This window comes from Gluconobacter sp. ESL1110 (assembly GCF_058107395.1).
The window spans coordinates 381920-402500 of record NZ_JBYLUK010000007.1 but is presented as its reverse complement, the minus strand read 5'-3'; the positions used below and the strand labels follow the sequence as shown (position 1 = coordinate 402500).

Below are 20581 nucleotides of genomic sequence, written 5' to 3'. Positions count from 1 at the left end.
AGGGCGAGAGCCGTAGTCGATGGGAACTAGGTGAATATTCCTAGGCCTGCCAGAAGTGACGAATGAGAAATGTTGTCTGTCCTTAACGGATTGAACAGGCTTTTTGATCATTCCAGGAAATAGCTCTGGCGTATAGACCGTACCCGAAACCGACACAGGTGGACTGGTAGAGAATACCAAGGCGCTTGAGAGAACGATGCTGAAGGAACTAGGCAAATTGCTCGTGTAACTTCGGGATAAACGAGACCCAACCGTGGGCAACCATGATTGGGTGGCACAGACCAGGGGGTAGCGACTGTTTAGTAAAAACACAGGGCTCTGCGAAATCGTGAGATGACGTATAGGGCCTGACGCCTGCCCGGTGCCGGAAGGTTAAGAGGAGATGTGCAAGCATTGAATTGAAGCCCCGGTAAACGGCGGCCGTAACTATAACGGTCCTAAGGTAGCGAAATTCCTTGTCGGGTAAGTTCCGACCTGCACGAATGGCGTAACGACTTCCCCACTGTCTCCAGCATCGACTCAGCGAAATTGAATTCCCCGTGAAGATGCGGGGTACCCGCGGTCAGACGGAAAGACCCTATGAACCTTTACTGCAGCTTTGCAGTGGCATCAGGAAAATCCTGTGTAGGATAGGTCGGAGGCTTTGAAGCCGGGGCGCCAGCACCGGTGGAGCCACCCTTGAAATACGACCCTGAATTTTTCTGATGTCTAACCGAGACCAGTAAGCCTGGTCCGGGACCCTGCATGGTGGGCAGTTTGACTGGGGCGGTCGCCTCCCAAAGTGTAACGGAGGCGCGCGATGGTGGGCTCAGGCCGGTCGGAAACCGGCTGTCGAGTGCAATGGCATAAGCCCGCCTGACTGCGAGAATGACAGTTCGAGCAGAGACGAAAGTCGGCCATAGTGATCCGGTGGTCCCACGTGGACGGGCCATCGCTCAACGGATAAAAGGTACTCTAGGGATAACAGGCTGATCTCCCCCAAGAGTCCACATCGACGGGGAGGTTTGGCACCTCGATGTCGGCTCATCACATCCTGGGGCTGGAGCAGGTCCCAAGGGTTCGGCTGTTCGCCGATTAAAGTGGTACGTGAGCTGGGTTTAGAACGTCGTGAGACAGTTCGGTCCCTATCTGCCGTGGGTGTAAGAGACTTGAGAGGATTTGTCCCTAGTACGAGAGGACCGGGATGAACATACCTCTGGTGCACCGGTTGTCACGCCAGTGGCACAGCCGGGTAGCTAAGTATGGACGGGATAACCGCTGAAAGCATCTAAGCGGGAAACCCACCTCAAAACAAGGTCTCATAGAGCCGTGAGAGACCATCACGTCGATAGGCCGGGTGTGAAAGTGCAGTAATGCATGCAGCTAACCGGTCCTAATCGCTCATAATCCTCACATCAAACACATGCACAGAAATCAGCCACACTCATAAAACACCAACCTCCACCCACTCTCAAAAAGACTGGGTGGGCTGGAAGACCTGGTGGCCATTGCGAGGGCCCTACACCCGATCCCATCCCGAACTCGGCCGTGAAATCCCTCAGCGCCTATGATACTGCACCTCAAGGTGCGGAAAAGTCGGTCGCCGCCAGGTCCCCCAGCCCACTCACAATCCTCCCAAAAACCAACATCATACATACCACCGCGGGGTGGAGCAGCCCGGTAGCTCGTCAGGCTCATAACCTGAAGGCCGCAGGTTCAAATCCTGCCCCCGCAACCAATGTACCCTGCACTAAGAACTTATTAAGAACGCCAGCATCCGGGTGACGCATGGCGTTTTTCCTGTTTGATGCAAATCCCAGCATCGCCGCCAGATCACCCTCAAGAAAAATCCCAAGCTCCCCATTCTCCGGAATGAGGCGGATCCGTGTGATCAGAGAACGGATCGCTTCTACCGTCCGTGTTCTGCTGACCTCGTTCTGGAGGCTGTCGTGAAGAGTCGCGATCTTCTCAGATAAACCAGAGGCATAAAGGATCCAGCGATTGGGTGGTGTCCTTCAGCAAGACGAAGAAAATAAGAATCTAGATTATATTCATACCTCAGGTATATTTTTGAAAATTTTCCAAATCAATTTTTATTAATTAAATACTTATAAATATAAATTTATTAATGCATAATACATAGAAAATGATATAATTAATAATAATTATCAATTTAAATGAGAATGTTTATTAATAAAATAAAGCATAAAAATATTTGTTATTTATTTATATTTGATTTGTGCTATAAATTTTCGTGAACGCATGAGAGGATAGTCAAATGGCGATTAAAGATCCTAAGGTCGTTGAACACCTAAACACGCAGCTTACCAACGAACTCACTGCAATTAATCAATATTTTCTGCACGCGCGGACGTTGAGACATTGGGGCGTGACGCTTCTTGGTAAGAAAGAATACGAAGAGTCCATCGAAGAAATGCGTCACGCCGATTGGCTGATTGAACGCATTCTCTTTCTCGGTGGCTTGCCAAATGTTCAGCGTCTGAACCAGATTCTGATTGGCCAAAGCGTTGAAGAAATCCTTCAGTGCGATCAGAAACTTGAAGAAAAGGCGATTTCTGATCTTCGCGAAGGTATTGCGTATTGTGAGAGCGTTCGTGATTACGTCTCCCGGGATCTACTGCTGAAAATCCTCGTCAACGAAGAAGAGCATGAAGATTTCATCGATCGTCAGTTTGATTTGATCAAGCAGGTGGGAATCGAGCGTTATATTCATAAGAACTCCGCTGCGGCTCCTGATCAGGACTGAATTTTCCTTAAAACACCCGGGCTTCTCCGGGTGTTTTTTTTGATCAGAAATAGGCAGCTTGCTCGGCTGCTTTTGGAAGTACAGACGTCTGAGATAATGCCGCTTGAAGATGTTTCCGGTTCTGTAGGGCTTGTTTAAGTAGGCATACCATTCCGGGAACACAGTTTCCGCACTGAGCACGACATTTTCGAGCCGTATAGATCTCGGAAGGTTTAGAAGCCCCAGAATCAATCGCAGATTCAATATCTTTGTGTGATAGAGCGTTACATGAACAAACGATCATCAGCTGCCTGTGGTTCCAAAAGGGATTCAGTAACCTTTGTATATTCTAGTTGAGAGTGGTTCGCAAACGCATTTGTTTGAATTTTCGATATAAGATGTTTGATGCAAGGTCGTTTGTTATGATGGGAGGCTGCTGCTCCATTTCTGCACAACGGGTCTAATGGCAAAATTGCTTTGGATCCGCACGACACCGGGCAGTCTGGATAGCTCTTCTTTATGGATTCTTTCATAGTCGGCCAGATCGCGTGCGGCGACATGGAGGAGGTAATCTGCTTCGCCTGTCATGAGGTAGCATTCGCGGATATCGGCACATTCTTTGATCCGGGCTTCAAAGCGACGCAGGGATTCGTCTGTAAGGCGTTCTAAGGTGATCTGCACAATGACGGTCGTTAGATTGTGAACGGAGCGATCGTCGATTACCGCGTGATATCCTCGGATGATTCCTTTTTCTTCAAGCATTTTGACGCGTCTCAGGCATGCTGATGGGGAAAGGCCAACCCGTTCAGCCAGGTCAGCATTACTCATGCGTCCGTCATGCTGGAGTAGACGAAGAATCGATTCTGTGGTTCGGTCGAAGATCATGTCACAATTTTCCGTCTTTTCTGCGCATATAATGCATATATAGGTTTTTGTTCTGAAGAATATGCTGGGGATATGCAGGAAATTTTATTACGATGTGGGTAGGATAAATTCATGACGATCTTATCAGGCCCGCATCTGTGGCCCGCATCTCGTGCTGGCGCTACGTTGACAGTTGATCTGGCGGCTATTGCCAGAAACTACCGCTTTCTATGTCGTAAGGCGGATAAGTCTGTATGTGCGGCTGTTGTCAAAGCGGATGCTTACGGACTTGGGGCTGAGCAGGTTGCGCCTGCTCTTGAAAAAGCTGGAGCACGCGAATTTTTTGTCGCTCATGTTGATGAGGGTATTGCGCTTCGTAAAATTGTTTCTGCAAACTCGCGCATTACGGTTTTGCATGGCCCGCGTCCTGATGCGGTATCCGAGTGTGTTTACTTTGATTTGCGGCCTGTTCTGAATACGTTGGAGCAGATTAATCTCTGGAAAAAGGAGACTGAGCGTCAACAGAGGATGCTCGATGCTGTGCTTCAGGTAGATAGTGGGATGTCCCGCTTTGGTTTGTCGCGACAAGATGTTCAGGCTGTGGCAGATGATCCTGACCGCCTGAAAGGCATCCAGACAAATCTCATTATGAGTCATCTTGCCTGTGCGGATGATCCCCAAAACCCTGCAAACGAGATGCAGCGACAAAAATTGCTGGAAATGGCAGCTTGTCTTCCTGCCGCACCACTGAGTCTTTCAGCATCATCCGGGATTTTTCTTGGATCTGCGTATCATATGGGGTTGGTTCGTCCTGGGGCCGCACTATACGGAATTGCTCCTAACACTGATGAAGTTAATCCTTTGCAGCAGGTTGTCCGGCTTCAGGCTAGGGTGCTTCAATTGAGGCATGTGACTGTAGGAGATGGCGTTGGATATGGTTTGACATATCAGCCACAGGGTCCCCGTCGTATTGCAACTATTGCTGTTGGATACGCGGATGGGTTCTCTCGTCAGAATGGAGGTACGGGGTATGCCTGGTTTGGGGATATCAGGCTTCCGATTGTTGGACGTGTTTCGATGGACTCGCTTGCTCTTGATGTTTCCGCTGTACCTGAAGCTCTTCTTCGTGTGGACATGCATGTCGATTTGATTGGGGGGCGTCGGAGTGTGGATGATGTGGCTGCCTCTACGGGAACTATTGGCTATGAGGTTCTGACGTCTCTTGGGGGACGATATTATCGTGAATATGTAGATTGAAAGGCTGACTTTTGGCTTTCTCGTGTTCGAATGATTGACAGGACATTCTGAAAGACCCAAATACACGAATGAGCATCGCGAGTTTTTCAAGTGCTCTTTCTTTTACGTTGAATTCGGAAAATGCATGTATCTCCGCCGTGATCGCGCCCTGACAGCAGTTTCAATCATGTTGGATGTTGCTTTTCATGCGGGACGTTCCGGTGTGGTGAGTGGTGCAGACATTGCCAAGCGGGGCAATATGCTGCGGCGTGGGATTGAGCCGGTTCTTCAGGCTCTTTCACGTGAAAAGCTTTTGGACAGTGTTCGTGGGCCCAAGGGGGGATATCGGCTGGGTCGGCCTCCTCGGACGATTACTCTGCACGAGATAGTTCAGGCTGTGACCGAGGAGCGGGGTGTAGAAGGAGAGGCGGGGAATCCTCTGGTAGAGAAGGTTCTGGAGCCTTTTTGGTCTACGATGAATGCCGAATTGGCAAAGAAAATGGATGCTGTGACTCTGGAAGGTTTGCTGCGTCAGGCGGAAGAGGCAGGAATGCAGCGACCGAGCCGGGCGCCAATCTCATTTTCTATATAACAAAAAGAAATAGTTATAAAAAAATAACACAAAATACAGCGATAAAGCTTGGATAATTCACCATAATAGATCATTATTTTAGATGTTATGGTGAATTATCGTCCGCTCTATAGGGGCAGTCTGTTTTTGCGGTTTTCTGGTATGGTCTTTCTTGAGATGAGGAGAGCTGAGGAACATGCCTCTGAATTTCTCGTGGAGGCTCACCTGATGCCAGTCCTGTTTCAGCCGAGGGTATCATGAAACGAGCAGTACGTGTTGGTACGGATGAAAAGCTCGTTCTGACAGCCAATCGCCTTCTGGATGGAACGATTGTCTGGCGGGATCGGCTTGGGCAGTGGCAGCCGCATATTGGCGTCGCTGAAAAGTTTGACGCTGAACAGATTGGTACTGTGCTGGAGTTGGCGCAAGTTCATGCTCAGGCCGATGGTATCGTTGGTGTGTATGAAGTGGCGGTCAAGGATGTTGAGCCGCCAGAACCTGTAACCGTTCGTGAGCGTATTCGTGCGTATGGCCCGACGGTACATCCTGAATTTGCAGTGGAGACCGTGCAGTGAGTGCTCCTGTCGGCCATTATCAGTACGATCAGATTGACCGTGACTTTCTTGATGCGCGAATTGCTGAATTTTCAGAGCAGGTCGCTCGTCGTATTGCCGGCACCTTGACTGAAGATGAGTTCAAGCCACTTCGGCTGATGAATGGGCTGTATCTTCAGCTTCATGCTTACATGCTGCGTATTGCCATTCCTTACGGCACGATCGATAGCCAGCAGATGCGGATGTTTGCGCATATTGCTCGTCGCTATGATCGGGATTACGGGCATTTTACGACCCGTCAGAACATTCAGTTCAACTGGATCAAGCTGGAGGAAACATCTGACATTTTGCGCGATCTGGCGCGAGTGGACATGCATGCCATTCAGACCAGCGGAAACTGCATTCGGAATGTGACATCCGATGAGTTTGCTGGTGCAGCGGCGGATGAACTTGTTGATCCGCGAATTCATGCTGAAATCCTGAGGCAGTGGTCAACGCTGCATCCGGAATTCACGTTCCTCCCGCGCAAGTTCAAGATTGCCATCTCTGGTAGCCCGAATGATCGGGTGGCGGCACGCTTCCATGATATCGGCATTCTGGCGCGTCCGGGGGATGATGGGCGCACGGTGTTCCGGATTTTTGTTGGCGGTGGTCTGGGGCGAACGCCGATTATCGGGCAGGAAATCTTTGATGCCGTGCCTGAAGAGCATTTGCTTGCGACACTTGAAGCGATTGTTCGAGTCTATAATGCCCATGGGCGGCGGGATAACATCTACAAAGCGCGCATCAAGATTCTTGTTCAGGCTTTGGGTATTGATGCGTACCGGGAGGCTGTTGAGGCTGAACTGGCTCAGATGGATCTGGAGCATTACCGCCTGACACCAGATATGGTGGATGCCATTCAGGCTCGTTTCGCTGCTCCCCAACTCTCTGCACCAGACAATGCTGCTCAGGAATTGGCAAACAGGCGGCGCGAAAACTCGGAGTTTGATTTGTGGGTTCGGAGCAATACGCATCCGCATCGTGATGCAGGGCACATCATTGCCGTTGTTTCACTCAAACCTGCTGGTGGGATTCCAGGAGATGCGACGTCTGCGCAGATGGATCGTCTGGCGGACCTGGCTGATGAGTATTCCTTTGGGGAACTGAGAATCACGCATCTTCAGAACATTGTTCTGGGACATGTGCGGCAGGATCGTTTGTATGATCTGTGGAGCAGCCTGAAAGAGGTCGATCTGGCGTCTGCCAATATTGGGCTGATTGGGGACATCGTGGCTTGCCCTGGTCTGGATTACTGTGCGCTGGCGAATGCGCGGTCGATCCCGATTGCGCAGAAGTTGGGTGCACGGTTTGGCGATGCGTCTCTTCAGGCGGAGATTGGCGCGCTTCGAATCAATATTTCTGGCTGCATCAATGCGTGTGGGCATCATCATGCGGGACATATTGGACTGCTTGGGGTGGACAAGCGCGGTGAGGAATTCTTCCAGATTACGCTTGGTGGCAGGGCAGAGAACGGGGCATCGATTGGTACGATTCTTGGTCCGGCTTTACCGGAAGATGATACGGTTGACGCGATTGCGCGGCTTGTCGACCGGTATCTCGGGATAAGGGAGAAGGGGGAGACGTTCCTCGATACGCTGGATCGGCTTGGGGATGCTCCGTTTAAGGAGGCGGCTTATGAGACTGTTTGAACTGGGGGAGCGGACCGCCAAGGTTCATGAGACCTTGGTGACGCTTTCTGAGCTTGCTGAAAACACAGATGTTCGGGCAGTTTTGCTGGATATCGCGGATGATCCGGCGGCGTTAAAGCCTTATCTGAACCGGCTTGATCTTGTTGTTCTGCGGTTTCCGATCTTTCGAGACGGGCGTGTTTTTACACAGGCGCGAAAATTGCGGGAATATTTACGGTTTTCTGGAGAAATTCGGGCTGAGGGGCATGTTCTGCCGGATCAGGCTGCTTTTCTGAAGCGCTGTGGGGTGGATAGTGTTGTGCTGCCGGACGGCAGCGACCCAGCGCTTTGGGAGCGTCAGTTGAGTCGCTTTCCGGTGGCCTATCAGCGGTCTGTCCTGCCTTCGCGGCCGGTTGGGGCTGGTTCGAGAGTTGAGGAAGGGACTTAACGAGTCCCGAACCAGCCTCGGCGCCAGAACCAGAAGAGCGGTAGGATCGTGGACAGGACCATCAAGGTTAGTCCGTAGGGATAGCCGTATTTCCAGGTCAATTCTGGCATATCCTTGAAGTTCATGCCGTAGATTCCGGCAATCAGGGTCGGCATGATTCCGATCGAGCTGGCGACCGTGAGGACTTTCATACCGTCGTTCTGTTCGATGCTGATGAAGCCTAGGGTTGCATCCAGTAAGAACTGGACCTTGCTGACGATCTGGGCGTCGAAGTCGCTGAGAGAGGCGATGTCGCGTCCTGCGACTTTGAGGCGGGATTTGAATGTGTCAGCCGGGGTTGGGGACTTGCCTGCTGTGTCTCTGGTAGGCAGGGGGGAGGTTCCTTGATCCTTTACCTTTTGCAGGCTCTGGCTGATGTAGTCTTCCAGATAGATTCGGACCCGGTCGATGCCGAGGAGGCTATCGCGGACTGTTGATGCTAGATCCCCCGCATAGCCGAGGCGGCGCAGTGTTTCGCGGAGCATGGCGCCGACGCGGGCGCGGTCTCTGGGTTGTTCGGCGTTGAAGACATGACGAGAGATGGTGTCCAAGGTGCGGCCAAGGCCCTCAAGAATATCTGCGAGGCGATTGATGATTTCTTCTATCAGCTCGACCAGCAGTTCCGTTGATGAGGGGGAAATTTTTCCAGCCGGATATTCCGCCAGTTTTCTCCCGACAAGGTCGAAGGCGAAATAGTCTGTGTAGCGGACTGTGATGATTCTCTTTTCCGTCAGGATGAAGCCGACAGGTTTGGAAAATGAGATATCATCAGCGCGGCGGACAAGCGGGGTTGATAGATAGAGGCAGTTGTCCCGTTCATAATGGCGGGAGGAGCTCTCGATCTCTTCCAGTTCTTCCTGCTTGGGAATGTGGACCCCGAGGAGTGTCTCGGCTTTTGTGATTTCGTCGTGGGTTGGATTGATGAGGTCAATCCAGTTGGTGGTGTTGATATCGACGTCTGGGCCGATCTCGCGGGCCGGTGTGCCGGCGGGCCGGGCGAGAAGCATCAGGCAGGAGTCCTTGGTCGGGAAACAGGAAGGTCTGAGTCATGTCGTGCGGTGACGTTCCATGCAAGAGGGACGTCGGGATTCGGTAAGCTACGTTTTTCCTGACAGATGTGTGGATGGACGTTCCTGCGTTGCCTTGGTATCGCTGGTCAGCCTTTTAAGCGGAACAGAGCCCGGTATGACGACCTCATCTTCTTCCCTGCCTAATTCCTTGCGCTCCGGACCGGACGAGCGCGGCCGTTTTGGCGTCTTCGGTGGACGCTTTGTGGCGGAAACGCTGATGCCTCTGGTTCTTGAACTGGAGGAAGCATATCGCGCGGCTCAGGCTGACCCGGCGTTTCGTGAGGAGTTGGACTATTATTACCGGGACTATGTTGGCCGTCCGAGCCCATTGTGGTTTGCGAAGCGCCTGACGGAAGAGCTGGGTGGTGCGAAGGTTTATCTCAAGCGTGAGGAGCTGAACCACACGGGCTCTCACAAGCTTAACAACGTCATGGGCCAGATCCTGCTCGCGCGGCGGATGGGCAAGACGCGGATTGTGGCTGAGACGGGTGCTGGCCAGCATGGTGTGGCGACGGCGACGGTCTGTGCGCTCTTCGGGCTGAAATGCGTTATTTATATGGGTGCGACGGATGTTGAGCGTCAGAAGCCCAACGTCTTCCGCATGCATCTGCTTGGGGCTGAGGTAAAGCCAGTAACGGCTGGGGCGGGGACGCTCAAGGATGCCATGAATGAAGCCATGCGCGACTGGGTTGCGAATGTGGCCGATACGTATTTTCTGGTGGGCACGGTTGCGGGGCCGCATCCGTATCCTGAGATGGTTCGTGATTTCCAGTCCATTATTGGCACGGAAGTGAAGGAGCAGATTGTCCGGGCTGAGGGGCGTCTGCCGGATGTGATTGTTGCGGCCATTGGTGGCGGCTCCAATGCGATGGGGATTTTCCATCCCTTCCTTGATGATGCGGATGTGCGTCTGATTGGTGTTGAGGCTGCTGGGCTGGGACTGGATTCCGGCAAGACGGCGGCGTCCATTTCCCGTGGGCGTTCGGGTGTGTTGCATGGCAACCGGACGTATCTGCTTCAGGACAAGCATGGTCAGATCGAAGAGGCGCATTCGATCAGTGCGGGGCTGGATTATCCGGGAATTGGGCCAGAGCATTCCTGGCTGAATGATATTGGCCGTGCCGAATATGTTGGTGTGACGGATCAGGAAGCGCTGGATGCGTTCCAGCTTCTGACGCGGACGGAAGGCATCATTCCGGCTCTGGAATGCGCGCATGGACTGGCGCATGTGATGAAGATTGCGCCGGAGATGCCGAAGGACAAGATCATCGTGCTGAACGTCTCTGGCCGTGGAGACAAGGATATCTTCACTGTGGCGAGCCATCTGGGAGTGAACCTGTGAGCCGTATCAAAGCCCGTTTTGAAGCCCTCAAGAAGGAGGGACGGGGTGCTCTGATTCCGTATCTTCAGGCGTTTGATCCGGATTATGAGACCTCGCTGGAACTATTGAAGGCGATGCCTGCGGCGGGGGCAGATCTGATTGAGATTGGCGTGCCGTTTTCCGATCCTTCGGCGGATGGTCCGACGATTCAGGCGGCGGCGTTGCGTGGGCTGAAGGCTGGGGCGACGCTGGGTGGCGTGTTGGAAATGGTACGGTCTTTCCGGGAGACCGATGCCGAGACGCCCATTATTCTGATGGGATATCTGAACCCGATTGATAGCTATGGACCGGCGGAATTCTGCTTTGATGCGGTTCAGGCCGGTGTGGATGGCATTATTGTCGTGGATATGCCGACGGAAGAAGCGGATCTGCTGGACTCCTATGCGCGGGAAGCGGGCTTGGATATCATCTCGCTTGTGGCGCCGACGACGTCCCGGACGCGTTTGTTCCATGTGCTGAAAGATGCGTCTGGCTTCGTGTATTATGTGAGCATCACGGGGATTACGGGAACGGGCAGTGCCAGTCAGGCACAGCTTGAAGAGGCTCTTCCGAAGATTCGGGAAGCAACGGATCTGCCGGTTGTGATCGGGTTTGGGATTTCGACGCCTGAGCAGGCTCGGACGGCATCCCGGATCGGAGATGCGGCTGTTGTCGCATCTGCTCTGATCAAGACGATGGCGGGGACGCTGTCTGAGGGGAAGGCGACGGACAAGACGCTTCCGGCTGTTCTTGAGCAACTGATGGCATTGTCTGCGGCGGTTCGGGCCTGAATTCCGGTTTTTGGATTTGCAGGATTGTGGAGCGCATCGGGAGTGATTCCGGTGCGCTTTTTTTGTTGTGGTCAGGCTCTGTTACGCAGGGACATACCGAACAGGATCGCGGAAATTCCTGCCATGAGCAGTTCGATGGCGATCAGGGTGCCGATCAGCCAGAGGCCAGACCATGGCAGCGTCATGTAGAGCAGAATTCCGATCAGGAGAGTGAAGATCCCGCTGACGGCGAGAAGGCTCCAACCTCCGGCTGTCCGATGACCTGCTGCCCAGAAAGCGCGACTGATTCCCGCGAAGATCAGGCAGCCTGCGAGGATGGCTGTGATGAAGACTGAGCCTGTTGCGGGTTCTTCAATCAGCAGGAGGCCGCCCAGGATATAGAGGCCGCCAACGAGACCTGAAAGCCATTGATTGGGGAGCGGAAGACCTCTGTGAGCGAAGCTCTGCACGACCTGGGCGACGCCACCGATAATGAGCAGGACGCCGAGGAGAACCATGCTGGCAAGGGTCGTGGCGACGGCATCAAAGGCGGCGAGCAGGCCCAGGACGACAAGGACGGCGCCGACACCGATGAACCAGCCTGGTTTCAAGCCTGATCTGTTGTTAGGGAATTGCAGGGTATTAAAGCTGTTGGACATGAGATTTCTCCATGGCTGGCATTGCAAATGTCTTTTTGTATGCCGACCTTGCCCGATAAAATGACTGTAAGGCGGGGATGGTTTCCAGTCATCAAGGCTGTAACCGGCGTATGGGTAAAGATGCCATGTTTTTGGGTGTCTGGGAGAGTTCTGGTTGGTGAGGCTGGCATAAATATGCTGGTGGCGTTAAAACGCGCCGGATATTGATGGTCTGAAACAGGGCCTTCCCCCATTCTGGCCTTCGTCCCGAAGGCAGGCAGAGAGTAACGAGAAGACATGAGCTGGCTGACCGATTACGTTCGACCCAAGCTGCGTGGCCTGCTTCAGCGGGACGTGCCGGATAATCTTTGGACGAATTGCGAATCCTGTGGGCAGATGATGCTCGTCAAGGAGATGGAGCGGTCCCAGAAGGTTTGTCCGCATTGTGGGCATCACATGCGGGCGACGGCAAAGGAGCGTCTGACCTGGACGTTTGATGATGGTGAATACACCACGATCGAGCTTCCGAAGATGCCGGTTGACCCGCTGGGGTTCAAGGATTCCAAGCGGTATGTGGACCGTCTGAAGGACGCGCGGAACAAGTCCCATCTTGATGAGGGGCTGGTTGTTGCTCACGGCCGTATTCAAGGACAGAAGGCTGTTGTGGCTGTAATGGCGCCTGAGTTCCTGCTGGGGACGATGGGTGCCGGACTGGGAGAGGCTTTCGTGGCAGCGTGCCGTCTGGCTGTTCTGCAGAAAGCGCCCCTCGTGATTTATACGGCTTCGGGTGGTGCGCGGATGCAGGAAGGGGCGGTCAGCCTCATGCAGATGCCGCGAACGACTATTGGCGTTCAGATGCTTCAGGAAGCCGGATTGCCGTATGTTGTGGTCTTTACGAATCCGACGACGGGTGGTGTGTCCGCTTCCTTCGCGATGCTGGGTGATATTCACATTGCAGAACCGAATGCGCTGATTGCTTTCGCCGGGCCGCGTGTGATTCAGGATACGGTTCGGGAGAAGCTGCCGGAAGGTTTCCAGCGTTCCGAATATCTTCGCGAACATGGCATGGTGGATATTGTGGCCAAGCGTTCTGAGTTGCCGGAGCTTCTGGGGCGTATTCTCGGGATGCTGACGCGCCAGAAGGCAGCGCCGGACGTCGCGGCCTGATGAACGCCCAGAAGGAGGGGGACATGGGGGCACCTGTGCGTCTTCCTGGCGAGTATCAGGGGCGACCGGGTGAAGTTCTTGCTCGTTTGCATCAGCTCTATCCGAAGCTGATTGACCTCTCCCTTAGGCGGCTTGAAATTCTTCTGGCCAAGATGGGAAATCCGGAGCGGCATTTGCCGCCGGTGATCCATGTGGCGGGAACGAATGGCAAAGGGAGCACCTGCGCCAATCTGCGAGCCATTGCCGAGGCTGCCGGGCTTCGGGCGCATGTGATGACCAGCCCGCACCTTGTTAGCATTACCGAGCGATTCCGTCTGGCGGGTAAGCTGGTGGATGAAGATACGCTGGTTGAGGCTTTTGAAGAGGTTGAGCGTATCAATGATGGGGCGCCGATCACAGTTTTCGAGGTTCTGACGGCAGCGGGTTTTCTTCTTTTCTCGCGGGTTCCTGCAGATCTTGTAATTCTGGAAGTCGGGCTGGGCGGACGGCTGGATGCCACGAATGTGGTTCCGAAGCCCGTGGCCTGCGCCATTACAACCATCAGTGTGGATCATCAGGCGTTTCTTGGAGAGACGCTGGATGTGATTGCTGGCGAAAAGGCCGGGATCATCAAGCCTGGTGTACCGGTGGTCGTGGCGCCTCAGGCTCCCGAAGCACTGGAGTCGATTCGATTGCGGGCTGAGGCACTTGGCGCGCCAATGTGGGTTCTGGGGCGTGAGGTTCAGGTAGGAATAGAGGCCGGTAGCCTTCACTATTCTGATCCACAAGGAATTTTGGATCTGCCGTCACCGGGTCTGAAGGGGCCGCATCAGGGAACGAATTCTGCTCTTGCGATTGCGGCGCTGAGAGTATCCGGACTGGATATTCCTGTCAGTGCGTATGGCGGTATTGCCAGAACGGACTGGCCTGCAAGGCTTCAGAGATTACATGGAGCCCTTGCAGAAAGGCTTCCGGCCAGCTGGGAGCTCTATCTGGATGGTGGGCATAACCCTGGCGCTGGGGAAGTGCTTGGTGCTGTGATGGATGGATGGAGCGACAAACCTGTTCATGTCATTGCAGGCGTTAAGCAGAGCAAGGATATAGGTGGCTTTCTTCAGCCGTTGATTGGACGGGCTGCCAGTCTTCAGGTTGTGGCTGAAGAGGAGCAGCATCTTGCAACACCGGTCGAGGAACTGATTGCCGCGTCAGGTGGTGTGGCGATTGCTGGCCCAACGATTATTGAAGCTCTGGATCGCCTTACAGCGCAGAATTCTGCACCTGCACGTGTGCTGATCTGTGGCAGTCTTTATCTTGCAGGTGTGGCTCTTGCTCAGGATGGCTGGGTCCCGGTCTGAGGGAAGGCTCGGCGGACCAGGTCTTCCCACTCCTGAATGATGGTCTGATCAGGCATTCTGGCGTCTGCTCGAGCGTACCAGTAGCGGGCATTGGCGAGGTCGCCTTCCTGACGATGAAGAAGGGCGTGGATGCGGTCGCATTCACGTGCGCCTTCTGCTGACTGCACCAGACGGTGAGCTTCTGCCCAATTCTTTTTCCCAATCCACCAGAGGGCGGTTTGGGAGAGGGAGAGGTTAGAAGGAGGTGTCTGGGTTTGAAGGCTACTGCGGAACTCTGTCAGCGATAGCATGGTGCTGTTTCCTGTTCAGGTACGGTTTCCCGATTTTGAGTGGGAACGTCTGATGAGGAAGATGGCTGCACATTCGGTCTCTGCTTCGAGGGCATGCTGGTGGTAAAAGACTGGCGTGACTATGATCGAATCCTATCCTTCTTCAGCGGCGTCTGATGCTTCCTCCGACGATGGAGGCCTAAGCGCGCTTTTGCGCCGTTCTCCGCCAGCGAATATCGCGGCCGAGCAAGCGCTTCTTGGTGCTATCCTCACGAACAACAAGGCCTATGAACGGGTTTCAGATTTTCTGGAGCCGGAGCACTTTGCTGACTCTGTGAATGGGCGGATCTACGAAGCGGTGGCTCGCCGTATCGAACGTGGGCAATTGGCTGATCCGGTAACCATGAAAGCCGAGTTCGAGCATACGGGCGTTCTTGATGCTGCTGGGGGGCCTGCTTATCTGGCCAAGCTGCTGACGGCGATGGTCGGGATTGTAAATGCGGGCGACTATGGCCGGGTCATTCATGATGCATGGGTGCGGCGTCAGTTGATTGATATTGGCGAGAGCGTCGTCAACAATGCTTTTGGTGCCCGACCTGATCTGGATGGCAGTGACCAGATCGCGGCTTCTGAAGAAGCTTTATTCAAACTGGCGACGGAGCGCGGTCAGGAAGGTGGCTTTGTCTCCTTCGGAAAGGCTCTGACAGGCGCTATTGACGTTGCGGAAAAGGCATTTCTGAGAACCGGGGATGTTGTTGGTCTCACGTCTGGTTTGCGCGATCTGGATAAGCGAACGGGTGGTTTACATCCTTCTGATCTTCTCATTCTTGCGGGACGTCCTGCGATGGGAAAGACGGCGCTTGCGACAAAAATCGCGTTCTCGGCTGCTCGCTCGATCATGCGAGATGCAGAGGAAAAGGGTGAGAAGCCGCATGGGTCGGTAGCAATTTTCTCACTTGAAATGTCGTCCGAGCAGTTGGCGACCCGTATTCTTTCAGGTGAGGCTGAAGTCTCGGGTGAGAAAATTCGCCGAGGTGATATTGGGCAAAAGGAATTCGACCGTTTTGTTCGTGTGTCCCGCGAATTGCAGAAGCTGCCACTTTATATTGATGACACGCCGGCAATTTCCCTTTCGGCTATGAGAACACGGTGTCGGCGTCTCGCGCGCACGCAGGGCCTGAGTCTGGTGGTGGTGGATTATCTGCAATTGATGCGACCCGCGATCGGAACGAAGCCGGATAGCCGTGTGCTAGAAATTTCGATGATTACTCAGGGTTTGAAGGCGATTGCAAAAGAGCTTTCGGTCCCTGTTATTGCGTTGTCCCAGTTGTCTCGTCAGGTGGAGTCTCGTGAGGACAAGCGTCCCATGCTTTCGGATCTGCGCGAATCGGGTTCCATTGAGCAGGATGCTGATGCTGTCATGTTTGTTTATCGTGACGAATATTACCTTCAGCAGCGAATGCCGAAGGACAGTGCGTATGACAGTAACGAAAAATTCCAGGCCGCGACTGAAGAGTGGCAAAGGAAAATGGCTCTAGTTCATAATAAGGCAGAGCTGATTCTTGAGAAGCAGCGGCATGGGCCGACAGGGATGATTCAATTGTATTTTGAAGGCGAATACACTCGGTTTGGTGATTTGGATATTATTCACGAATAGAACGTCAAAGCGGCCCATGGGCCGCTTTTTTTTGGTCTGGAGTTTCAGGTGATAGAGAAACATGTTCTGAAAAAAGAGACCCAGAAACTTGCGTTTGATATTAATACGTTAGAAATATTTTGTCACAAAACACAAAGGAACATCTCTGGTGTTTGGAAAACAGGGGAATCTTCCATTGTGCGAGAATTGTGAAAATCTGCAGTTTTTGGCTGTTTGAGAACGCAAAAAGCTTGAAAAATTAACGGGGCAATTTCAAAGGCGCCGGAATTAGACGCATAACTGTAGTGGCAAATAGCCATATTTGCTCCTTGACCCAGTGGCATATTGCCATTAATTTATCGTTAATCGGCGGTTGTCGTGGGGATGATTGCTGAGGAAGGAAGGGGGCCGGTTGATGCGTGATGTTTCGCTGAAATCTGGAAACGTTTCTGATTGGTTCATTCCATCGCTGGTGCAAGCGTATTGCACCATGACGAATGGGGGAGCGTTTGAATGCGTGATAAAGTCAGCGAAGATACCGTCAATGCAGATCCTCGTCTGGTCTCTTGGGTTGATCAAGTGTGCCAAAAGGCGTGTTTTTGTCCGTGTCTGGAGCCATGTCTTGCCGCTGGAGCACCAACTCTGGGTGCAGAGCGGCCAGCCTCAAGGCCAGTTCTTCGTCGGTTCGACCGTTCAGGACGCCTTTCAGGAGGAAGTCAGTCGAGACGCGCAATCGGTTCGAGAGGGCAGCAATGAGGAAGACGCTGGGCGCGCGATCTCCACGCTCAATCTTGTTGAGGGTGGAAGCATCTACCCCCAGAAGCCGGGCACACTCACTCTGGTTGGGGATAACGAGTTCCCGGGCCCAGGCAATACGTGTTCCGATGGCTCTCTGGAGGATAGTCAGGGAGTCCGAGCGCTTATGTTTGGCCATGCGGCCTTTTTAGCAATGGCTTTATGCCAAATCCAGAAGAAGTTTTTTTTTCTTACGATTTGTGGCATTTTGCCACTAAATGGGTTTTTTCGTAAAGGGATTGATAATGAGGCAGATGAAAGAAGGTCATACCCCCGTCGGGTTTCCGCAAGCGCGATTGCCGCGATGTTGGCATCTGATGGTTGGCACCCAATGCGGAAGCCGGCGCGCAAGAAGTCTTTGGGCAAGGGGCAAAAAATCTCAAAAGTTTCTGGGGGAACAGAAAAACGGCAGGTTTTCGATCGGGAAAGTGCAGAAGCGCTTCCTCCGGGACACCCGGTTTCATGGAAAGCTCTTTGGGGTTCAGATCTGGCGCCAGCATTCCCTGCCTTAACCCCGATGGGTGCGTCTTCAGCGTGGGAAAATATTCACTGATGCAGCCTTTGATTCGTGAAATTTCTCCATGTGGGAAAATGATGACTATGCAACCGACTTTGGAGCGCCTTCAGCATCAGGAGTTTCAGGACCGTAATGGTGTTTACCGTGTCGTGAACACGGTCCAGTCCATGTACGATGCTGGCGATATTGGTGATGACGAGGTTTCTGCGGCTGATCGTTGGTACCGGGAATATCTGTTTGCAACTCTGGGGGTTGTTGAGGAGCGCCCGTCTGATGGTCATTTTCGGGAGAAGGGAGATGTTCATACCTGGATGTTAGGGCGAGGAAAATGTTCTGCTCGGATTTCCGAAATCAGAGAGACGCTGGGGTTGTGTGGTCATGTTCGTCTAGAGATGTTGCTGGCTCGAGAAATGTCTTTTTCAGCTATGGCACGTCAATTATATCCCGGTATATCGGAAGGACGAGGGCGTATGAAGGTATCGGCGCAGTGCGGTCTGATTTTAGAGCAGATTGTTTATGTATATAAAAAAATAAAAAAGAATTCTTTTTAATAAATATGTTGAAGTTTGCGTTCTGTTATTTTATAAAAAGATTACATTGAATGATTTTTATTTTTGAGGCCATCTCTTTCTGGGGTGGTCTTTTTTTATTTAAGAGAATTATTGAAAATGGAACGATTTAATATCGTTTCCGGAGCGATTGTTCTTTCCGGGCGACAGACAATGATTGTTTTGTGGTGTGAAGAACCTGAAGTGATCGCCTGTCCGCTGATCTCTATGGATGAGGCGTTTCACCGGGCAGATTGTGACCTCGAATGGCATGAACTTGTGGATGCCGGTTTGACACGCTTGGACGTGCGGTGTCGGGCTATTCCTTGTTTGCGCCGTATATCCTCTCTCAAGCCTATTGGCTGTGTTGATGACATTACGGTGAAGCGTCTCAGGAATGTGGCGCAGAAAGAGTGGAAACATCGCCTTCAGGAGAAGGAGACGTCATCCCGGTCTCACAAGAAACCGTTTCATTCGAGACAATCGACGGCTGTCTGGTTTGACGGGGGTTCAATGAACAGCCGACGTGAGGAACGCCTACAAATGGGCTGACGGTCAAATATGGGACCGTATGGGGATATGAGCAGATGAGCGAAACACAGACTGACGGGCTGCGAGGGCGAAGTGGACGTTCACGTCGGCGTAAAGAACGGTTTCTGGAACATCTTGCGAAAAGTGGAAATGTTTCTGACTCCGGTCGATTTTCTGGTGTTCAGAGAAGCACGCTTTACCATTGGAAGGAAACAGATGCGGCGTTTGCCTCTCAGTGGGAGGACGCACTGGAAGATGCAGCGGATATGCTGGAGGCTGAAGCCAGACGTCGTGCTCTGGAAGGTTATGACGAGCCGATTACCTATGCAGGAAAAGTGGTTTGCGATCCGGAGACGGGTCATCCGCTTGTCAGGAAAAAATATAGTGATGGGTTAATGGCGTTTCTCTTGAGGGCGCATCGCCCCGCGCGCTTCAGGGCTGGACAGGAAGAGATTTCTACGGCGCCTGTTTCCATCAATATCAGTTATGATGACAGCGTCCTTTAGACTCAATGAAGCACAGCGTGATGCTGTTCGTCTTTTGGGAGGGCCTGCTCGTCATATTTTGCTGAGAGGGGGGTCAAGGTCCGGTAAGACTTTTGTTCTGATACGGGCCATTGTGATTCGCGCTTTGAAAGCTGCCGGAAGTCGGCATGGAATTTTCCGGCATCGGTTGACGGCGCTGAGGGCGTCTGTTTTGCGGGACACGTTTCCCAAAGTTATGAGCCTTTGCTTTCCTCAGGTGCGTTGGCGCCTGGAGCGGCAGGAAAACATTGTGACGTTTCCGAATGGATCGATGATTTTTTTTGGTGGTCTGGATGATGAGCAGCGGACTGAGAAAATTCTGGGGCTCGAATTTTCGACTGTTTATCTGAACGAAGCGAGCCAGATCAGCTATGGCGCGCGGAATATGCTGCTGACGCGCTTGGCTCAAAAATCAGGTCTCGTGAATCGCGAATATATTGATGCCAATCCTCCGAGTGTTGGGCATTGGTTATATGCGCTGTTTGAAATGGGAATTGAGCCGAAATCCGGAGAACCTCTTGCAGACTGTTCCTTGTACGACACAATGATTCTTAATCCCCATTCCAATAGGGATAATCTGGGAGAAGAATATATTGCGGCACTGGAAGCGCTGCCGGAACGTGAGAAACGACGTTTTCTTTACGGGGAGTACCAGGCGGCTGTTGAAGGGGCCTTGTGGCGTATTGAGTCGTTTCGCCGGGACGCTGTGATTACGTCTGCAAATCGGATGGATGTTGCATCACGGATGCGGCGTATTCTGGTGTCTGTTGATCCGTCGGGTGCGTCGGGGCCGGAAGATTATCGTTCCGATGAAATTGGAATTGTGGTTTGCGGGGTAGATGCGGATGGTGTCGGGCATGTTCTGGAAGACCTGTCTGCACGGGATAGCCCTGCAGGGTGGGCTTCTCGTGCTTTGCATGCTTTGCATGCTTTGGATGACTGGCGGGCTGAGCGGATTGTCGCCGAGCGCAATTTTGGTGGTGCTCTGGTGGAAAATACAATTCGAAGCGTGCGGGCGCATGCGCCGGTACGGCTGGTGACAGCAGCGCGCGGAAAAGCTGCGCGCGCGGAGCCGGTCGCGGCACTCTATGAAATTGGCAAGGTGGTTCATCATGGGCGTTTTGAAACGCTTGAGGATCAGCTCTGTCATTTCTCGGTCAGTGGATATCGCGGCTCCAGGTCTCCGGATCGGGCGGATGCGATGGTCTGGGGACTGAGTGAACTGATGCTGTCTGGCAGCAGCGGTGTGACGGGCTGGAGCCCGTCAGGATTTTCGTTGGCGCGCTGAAAAGCCTTCGGGCTTCAGGTGGGCTTT

At 52.9% G+C, this 20581-nt stretch carries 22 protein-coding genes, 1 tRNA gene and 2 rRNA genes (1 of these 25 only partly in view); 19 read left to right on the top strand and 6 right to left on the bottom strand.

The features are described 5' to 3' along the window. From AC3B6F_RS05880 to bfr, 4 genes are all read left to right on the top strand, one after another. A 23S ribosomal RNA gene (locus AC3B6F_RS05880) occupies nucleotides 1-1396 on the top strand (it extends 1341 nt beyond the left edge of the window). Between the two features lie 80 nt (nucleotides 1397-1476). Continuing rightward, nucleotides 1477-1591, top strand: a 5S ribosomal RNA gene (gene rrf, locus AC3B6F_RS05875). Between the two features lie 49 nt (nucleotides 1592-1640). Then, nucleotides 1641-1717, top strand: a tRNA-Met gene (locus AC3B6F_RS05870). A gap of 540 nt (nucleotides 1718-2257) precedes the next feature. Continuing rightward, the gene (gene bfr / locus AC3B6F_RS05865) at nucleotides 2258-2746 is read left to right on the top strand and encodes a bacterioferritin (RefSeq protein ID WP_023944465.1); all 489 of its coding nucleotides are present in this window, start codon (nucleotides 2258-2260) and stop codon (nucleotides 2744-2746) included. Nucleotides 2747-2789: 43 nt separating this feature from the next. On the opposite strand, the gene AC3B6F_RS05860 is transcribed toward bfr, so the two are convergent. Beyond that, a complete protein-coding gene (locus tag AC3B6F_RS05860; protein ID WP_023944466.1) occupies nucleotides 2790-3029 on the bottom strand; it encodes a (2Fe-2S)-binding protein in 240 nt (79 codons plus the stop codon). 116 nt (nucleotides 3030-3145) lie between these two features. Continuing rightward, nucleotides 3146-3610, bottom strand: a complete 465-nt coding sequence (locus AC3B6F_RS05855) for an Lrp/AsnC family transcriptional regulator (RefSeq protein ID WP_023944467.1) — start codon at nucleotides 3608-3610, stop codon at nucleotides 3146-3148. Between the two features lie 111 nt (nucleotides 3611-3721). On the opposite strand from AC3B6F_RS05855, the gene alr reads away from it, so the two are divergent. From alr to AC3B6F_RS05830, 5 genes are all read left to right on the top strand, one after another. Beyond that, entirely contained in the window at nucleotides 3722-4846 is a 1125-nt protein-coding gene (alr, locus tag AC3B6F_RS05850; protein ID WP_489823679.1) for an alanine racemase, read from the top strand. 124 nt (nucleotides 4847-4970) lie between these two features. Then, nucleotides 4971-5417: an RrF2 family transcriptional regulator gene (locus AC3B6F_RS05845; RefSeq protein ID WP_489823678.1), complete on the top strand. Its 447-nt coding sequence runs from the start codon at nucleotides 4971-4973 to the stop codon at nucleotides 5415-5417. A 236-nt stretch (nucleotides 5418-5653) separates the two neighbouring features. Then, nucleotides 5654-5971, top strand: coding sequence for a DUF2849 domain-containing protein (locus AC3B6F_RS05840; RefSeq protein WP_211569223.1), 318 nt, complete (start codon nucleotides 5654-5656; stop codon nucleotides 5969-5971). Beyond that, nucleotides 5968-7641, top strand: coding sequence for a nitrite/sulfite reductase (locus AC3B6F_RS05835; RefSeq protein WP_489823677.1), 1674 nt, complete (start codon nucleotides 5968-5970; stop codon nucleotides 7639-7641). The genes AC3B6F_RS05840 and AC3B6F_RS05835 overlap by 4 nt, the downstream gene beginning before the upstream one ends. Continuing rightward, the gene (locus tag AC3B6F_RS05830; RefSeq protein WP_211569221.1) at nucleotides 7628-8068 is read left to right on the top strand and encodes a DUF934 domain-containing protein; all 441 of its coding nucleotides are present in this window, start codon (nucleotides 7628-7630) and stop codon (nucleotides 8066-8068) included. The genes AC3B6F_RS05835 and AC3B6F_RS05830 overlap by 14 nt, the downstream gene beginning before the upstream one ends. On the opposite strand, the gene AC3B6F_RS05825 is transcribed toward AC3B6F_RS05830, so the two are convergent. Continuing rightward, nucleotides 8065-9114: a magnesium transporter CorA family protein gene (locus AC3B6F_RS05825; RefSeq protein WP_489823676.1), complete on the bottom strand. Its 1050-nt coding sequence runs from the start codon at nucleotides 9112-9114 to the stop codon at nucleotides 8065-8067. The genes AC3B6F_RS05830 and AC3B6F_RS05825 overlap by 4 nt on opposite strands. A gap of 178 nt (nucleotides 9115-9292) precedes the next feature. Between AC3B6F_RS05825 and trpB the strand changes: the two genes are divergently transcribed. Both trpB and trpA read left to right on the top strand, forming a co-directional pair. Beyond that, nucleotides 9293-10519, top strand: a complete 1227-nt coding sequence (gene trpB, locus AC3B6F_RS05820; RefSeq protein WP_023944474.1) for a tryptophan synthase subunit beta — start codon at nucleotides 9293-9295, stop codon at nucleotides 10517-10519. Continuing rightward, entirely contained in the window at nucleotides 10516-11328 is an 813-nt protein-coding gene (gene trpA / locus AC3B6F_RS05815) for a tryptophan synthase subunit alpha (protein WP_489823675.1), read from the top strand. Before trpB ends, trpA begins: the two co-directional genes overlap by 4 nt. Before the next feature lie 71 nt (nucleotides 11329-11399). On the opposite strand, the gene AC3B6F_RS05810 is transcribed toward trpA, so the two are convergent. Continuing rightward, the gene (locus AC3B6F_RS05810) at nucleotides 11400-11966 is read right to left on the bottom strand and encodes an HdeD family acid-resistance protein (RefSeq protein ID WP_010503737.1); all 567 of its coding nucleotides are present in this window, start codon (nucleotides 11964-11966) and stop codon (nucleotides 11400-11402) included. Between the two features lie 276 nt (nucleotides 11967-12242). Here AC3B6F_RS05810 and accD point away from each other — a divergent pair, with 276 nt between their 5' ends. Then, on the top strand, nucleotides 12243-13112 hold the full coding sequence (gene accD, locus AC3B6F_RS05805; protein ID WP_023944477.1) for an acetyl-CoA carboxylase, carboxyltransferase subunit beta: 870 nt from the start codon (nucleotides 12243-12245) through the stop codon (nucleotides 13110-13112). After that, nucleotides 13112-14446, top strand: a complete 1335-nt coding sequence (locus tag AC3B6F_RS05800) for a bifunctional folylpolyglutamate synthase/dihydrofolate synthase (RefSeq protein WP_489823674.1) — start codon at nucleotides 13112-13114, stop codon at nucleotides 14444-14446. The genes accD and AC3B6F_RS05800 overlap by 1 nt, the downstream gene beginning before the upstream one ends. On the opposite strand, the gene AC3B6F_RS05795 is transcribed toward AC3B6F_RS05800, so the two are convergent. Continuing rightward, the gene (locus tag AC3B6F_RS05795) at nucleotides 14422-14736 is read right to left on the bottom strand and encodes a hypothetical protein (RefSeq protein ID WP_489823673.1); all 315 of its coding nucleotides are present in this window, start codon (nucleotides 14734-14736) and stop codon (nucleotides 14422-14424) included. The genes AC3B6F_RS05800 and AC3B6F_RS05795 overlap by 25 nt on opposite strands. A gap of 121 nt (nucleotides 14737-14857) precedes the next feature. Here AC3B6F_RS05795 and AC3B6F_RS05790 point away from each other — a divergent pair, with 121 nt between their 5' ends. Next, entirely contained in the window at nucleotides 14858-16372 is a 1515-nt protein-coding gene (locus AC3B6F_RS05790; protein ID WP_010503732.1) for a replicative DNA helicase, read from the top strand. Between the two features lie 520 nt (nucleotides 16373-16892). On the opposite strand, the gene AC3B6F_RS05785 is transcribed toward AC3B6F_RS05790, so the two are convergent. Beyond that, nucleotides 16893-17285: a helix-turn-helix domain-containing protein gene (locus AC3B6F_RS05785; protein WP_211569215.1), complete on the bottom strand. Its 393-nt coding sequence runs from the start codon at nucleotides 17283-17285 to the stop codon at nucleotides 16893-16895. Between AC3B6F_RS05785 and AC3B6F_RS05780 the strand changes: the two genes are divergently transcribed. From AC3B6F_RS05780 to AC3B6F_RS05760, 5 genes are all read left to right on the top strand, one after another. After that, nucleotides 17274-17699, top strand: coding sequence for a hypothetical protein (locus AC3B6F_RS05780; protein ID WP_489823672.1), 426 nt, complete (start codon nucleotides 17274-17276; stop codon nucleotides 17697-17699). The genes AC3B6F_RS05785 and AC3B6F_RS05780 overlap by 12 nt on opposite strands. Continuing rightward, nucleotides 17699-18214, top strand: a complete 516-nt coding sequence (locus AC3B6F_RS05775; protein ID WP_489823671.1) for a hypothetical protein — start codon at nucleotides 17699-17701, stop codon at nucleotides 18212-18214. The genes AC3B6F_RS05780 and AC3B6F_RS05775 overlap by 1 nt, the downstream gene beginning before the upstream one ends. Nucleotides 18215-18331: 117 nt before the next feature. Then, nucleotides 18332-18763 (top strand): hypothetical protein, encoded by a 432-nt coding sequence (locus AC3B6F_RS05770; protein WP_211569212.1) that lies wholly within the window; start codon nucleotides 18332-18334, stop codon nucleotides 18761-18763. Between the two features lie 35 nt (nucleotides 18764-18798). After that, nucleotides 18799-19248: a hypothetical protein gene (locus tag AC3B6F_RS05765; protein WP_211569211.1), complete on the top strand. Its 450-nt coding sequence runs from the start codon at nucleotides 18799-18801 to the stop codon at nucleotides 19246-19248. After that, nucleotides 19229-20554: a phage terminase large subunit gene (locus tag AC3B6F_RS05760; RefSeq protein ID WP_489823670.1), complete on the top strand. Its 1326-nt coding sequence runs from the start codon at nucleotides 19229-19231 to the stop codon at nucleotides 20552-20554. Before AC3B6F_RS05765 ends, AC3B6F_RS05760 begins: the two co-directional genes overlap by 20 nt. Nucleotides 20555-20581: the final 27 nt, after the last annotated feature.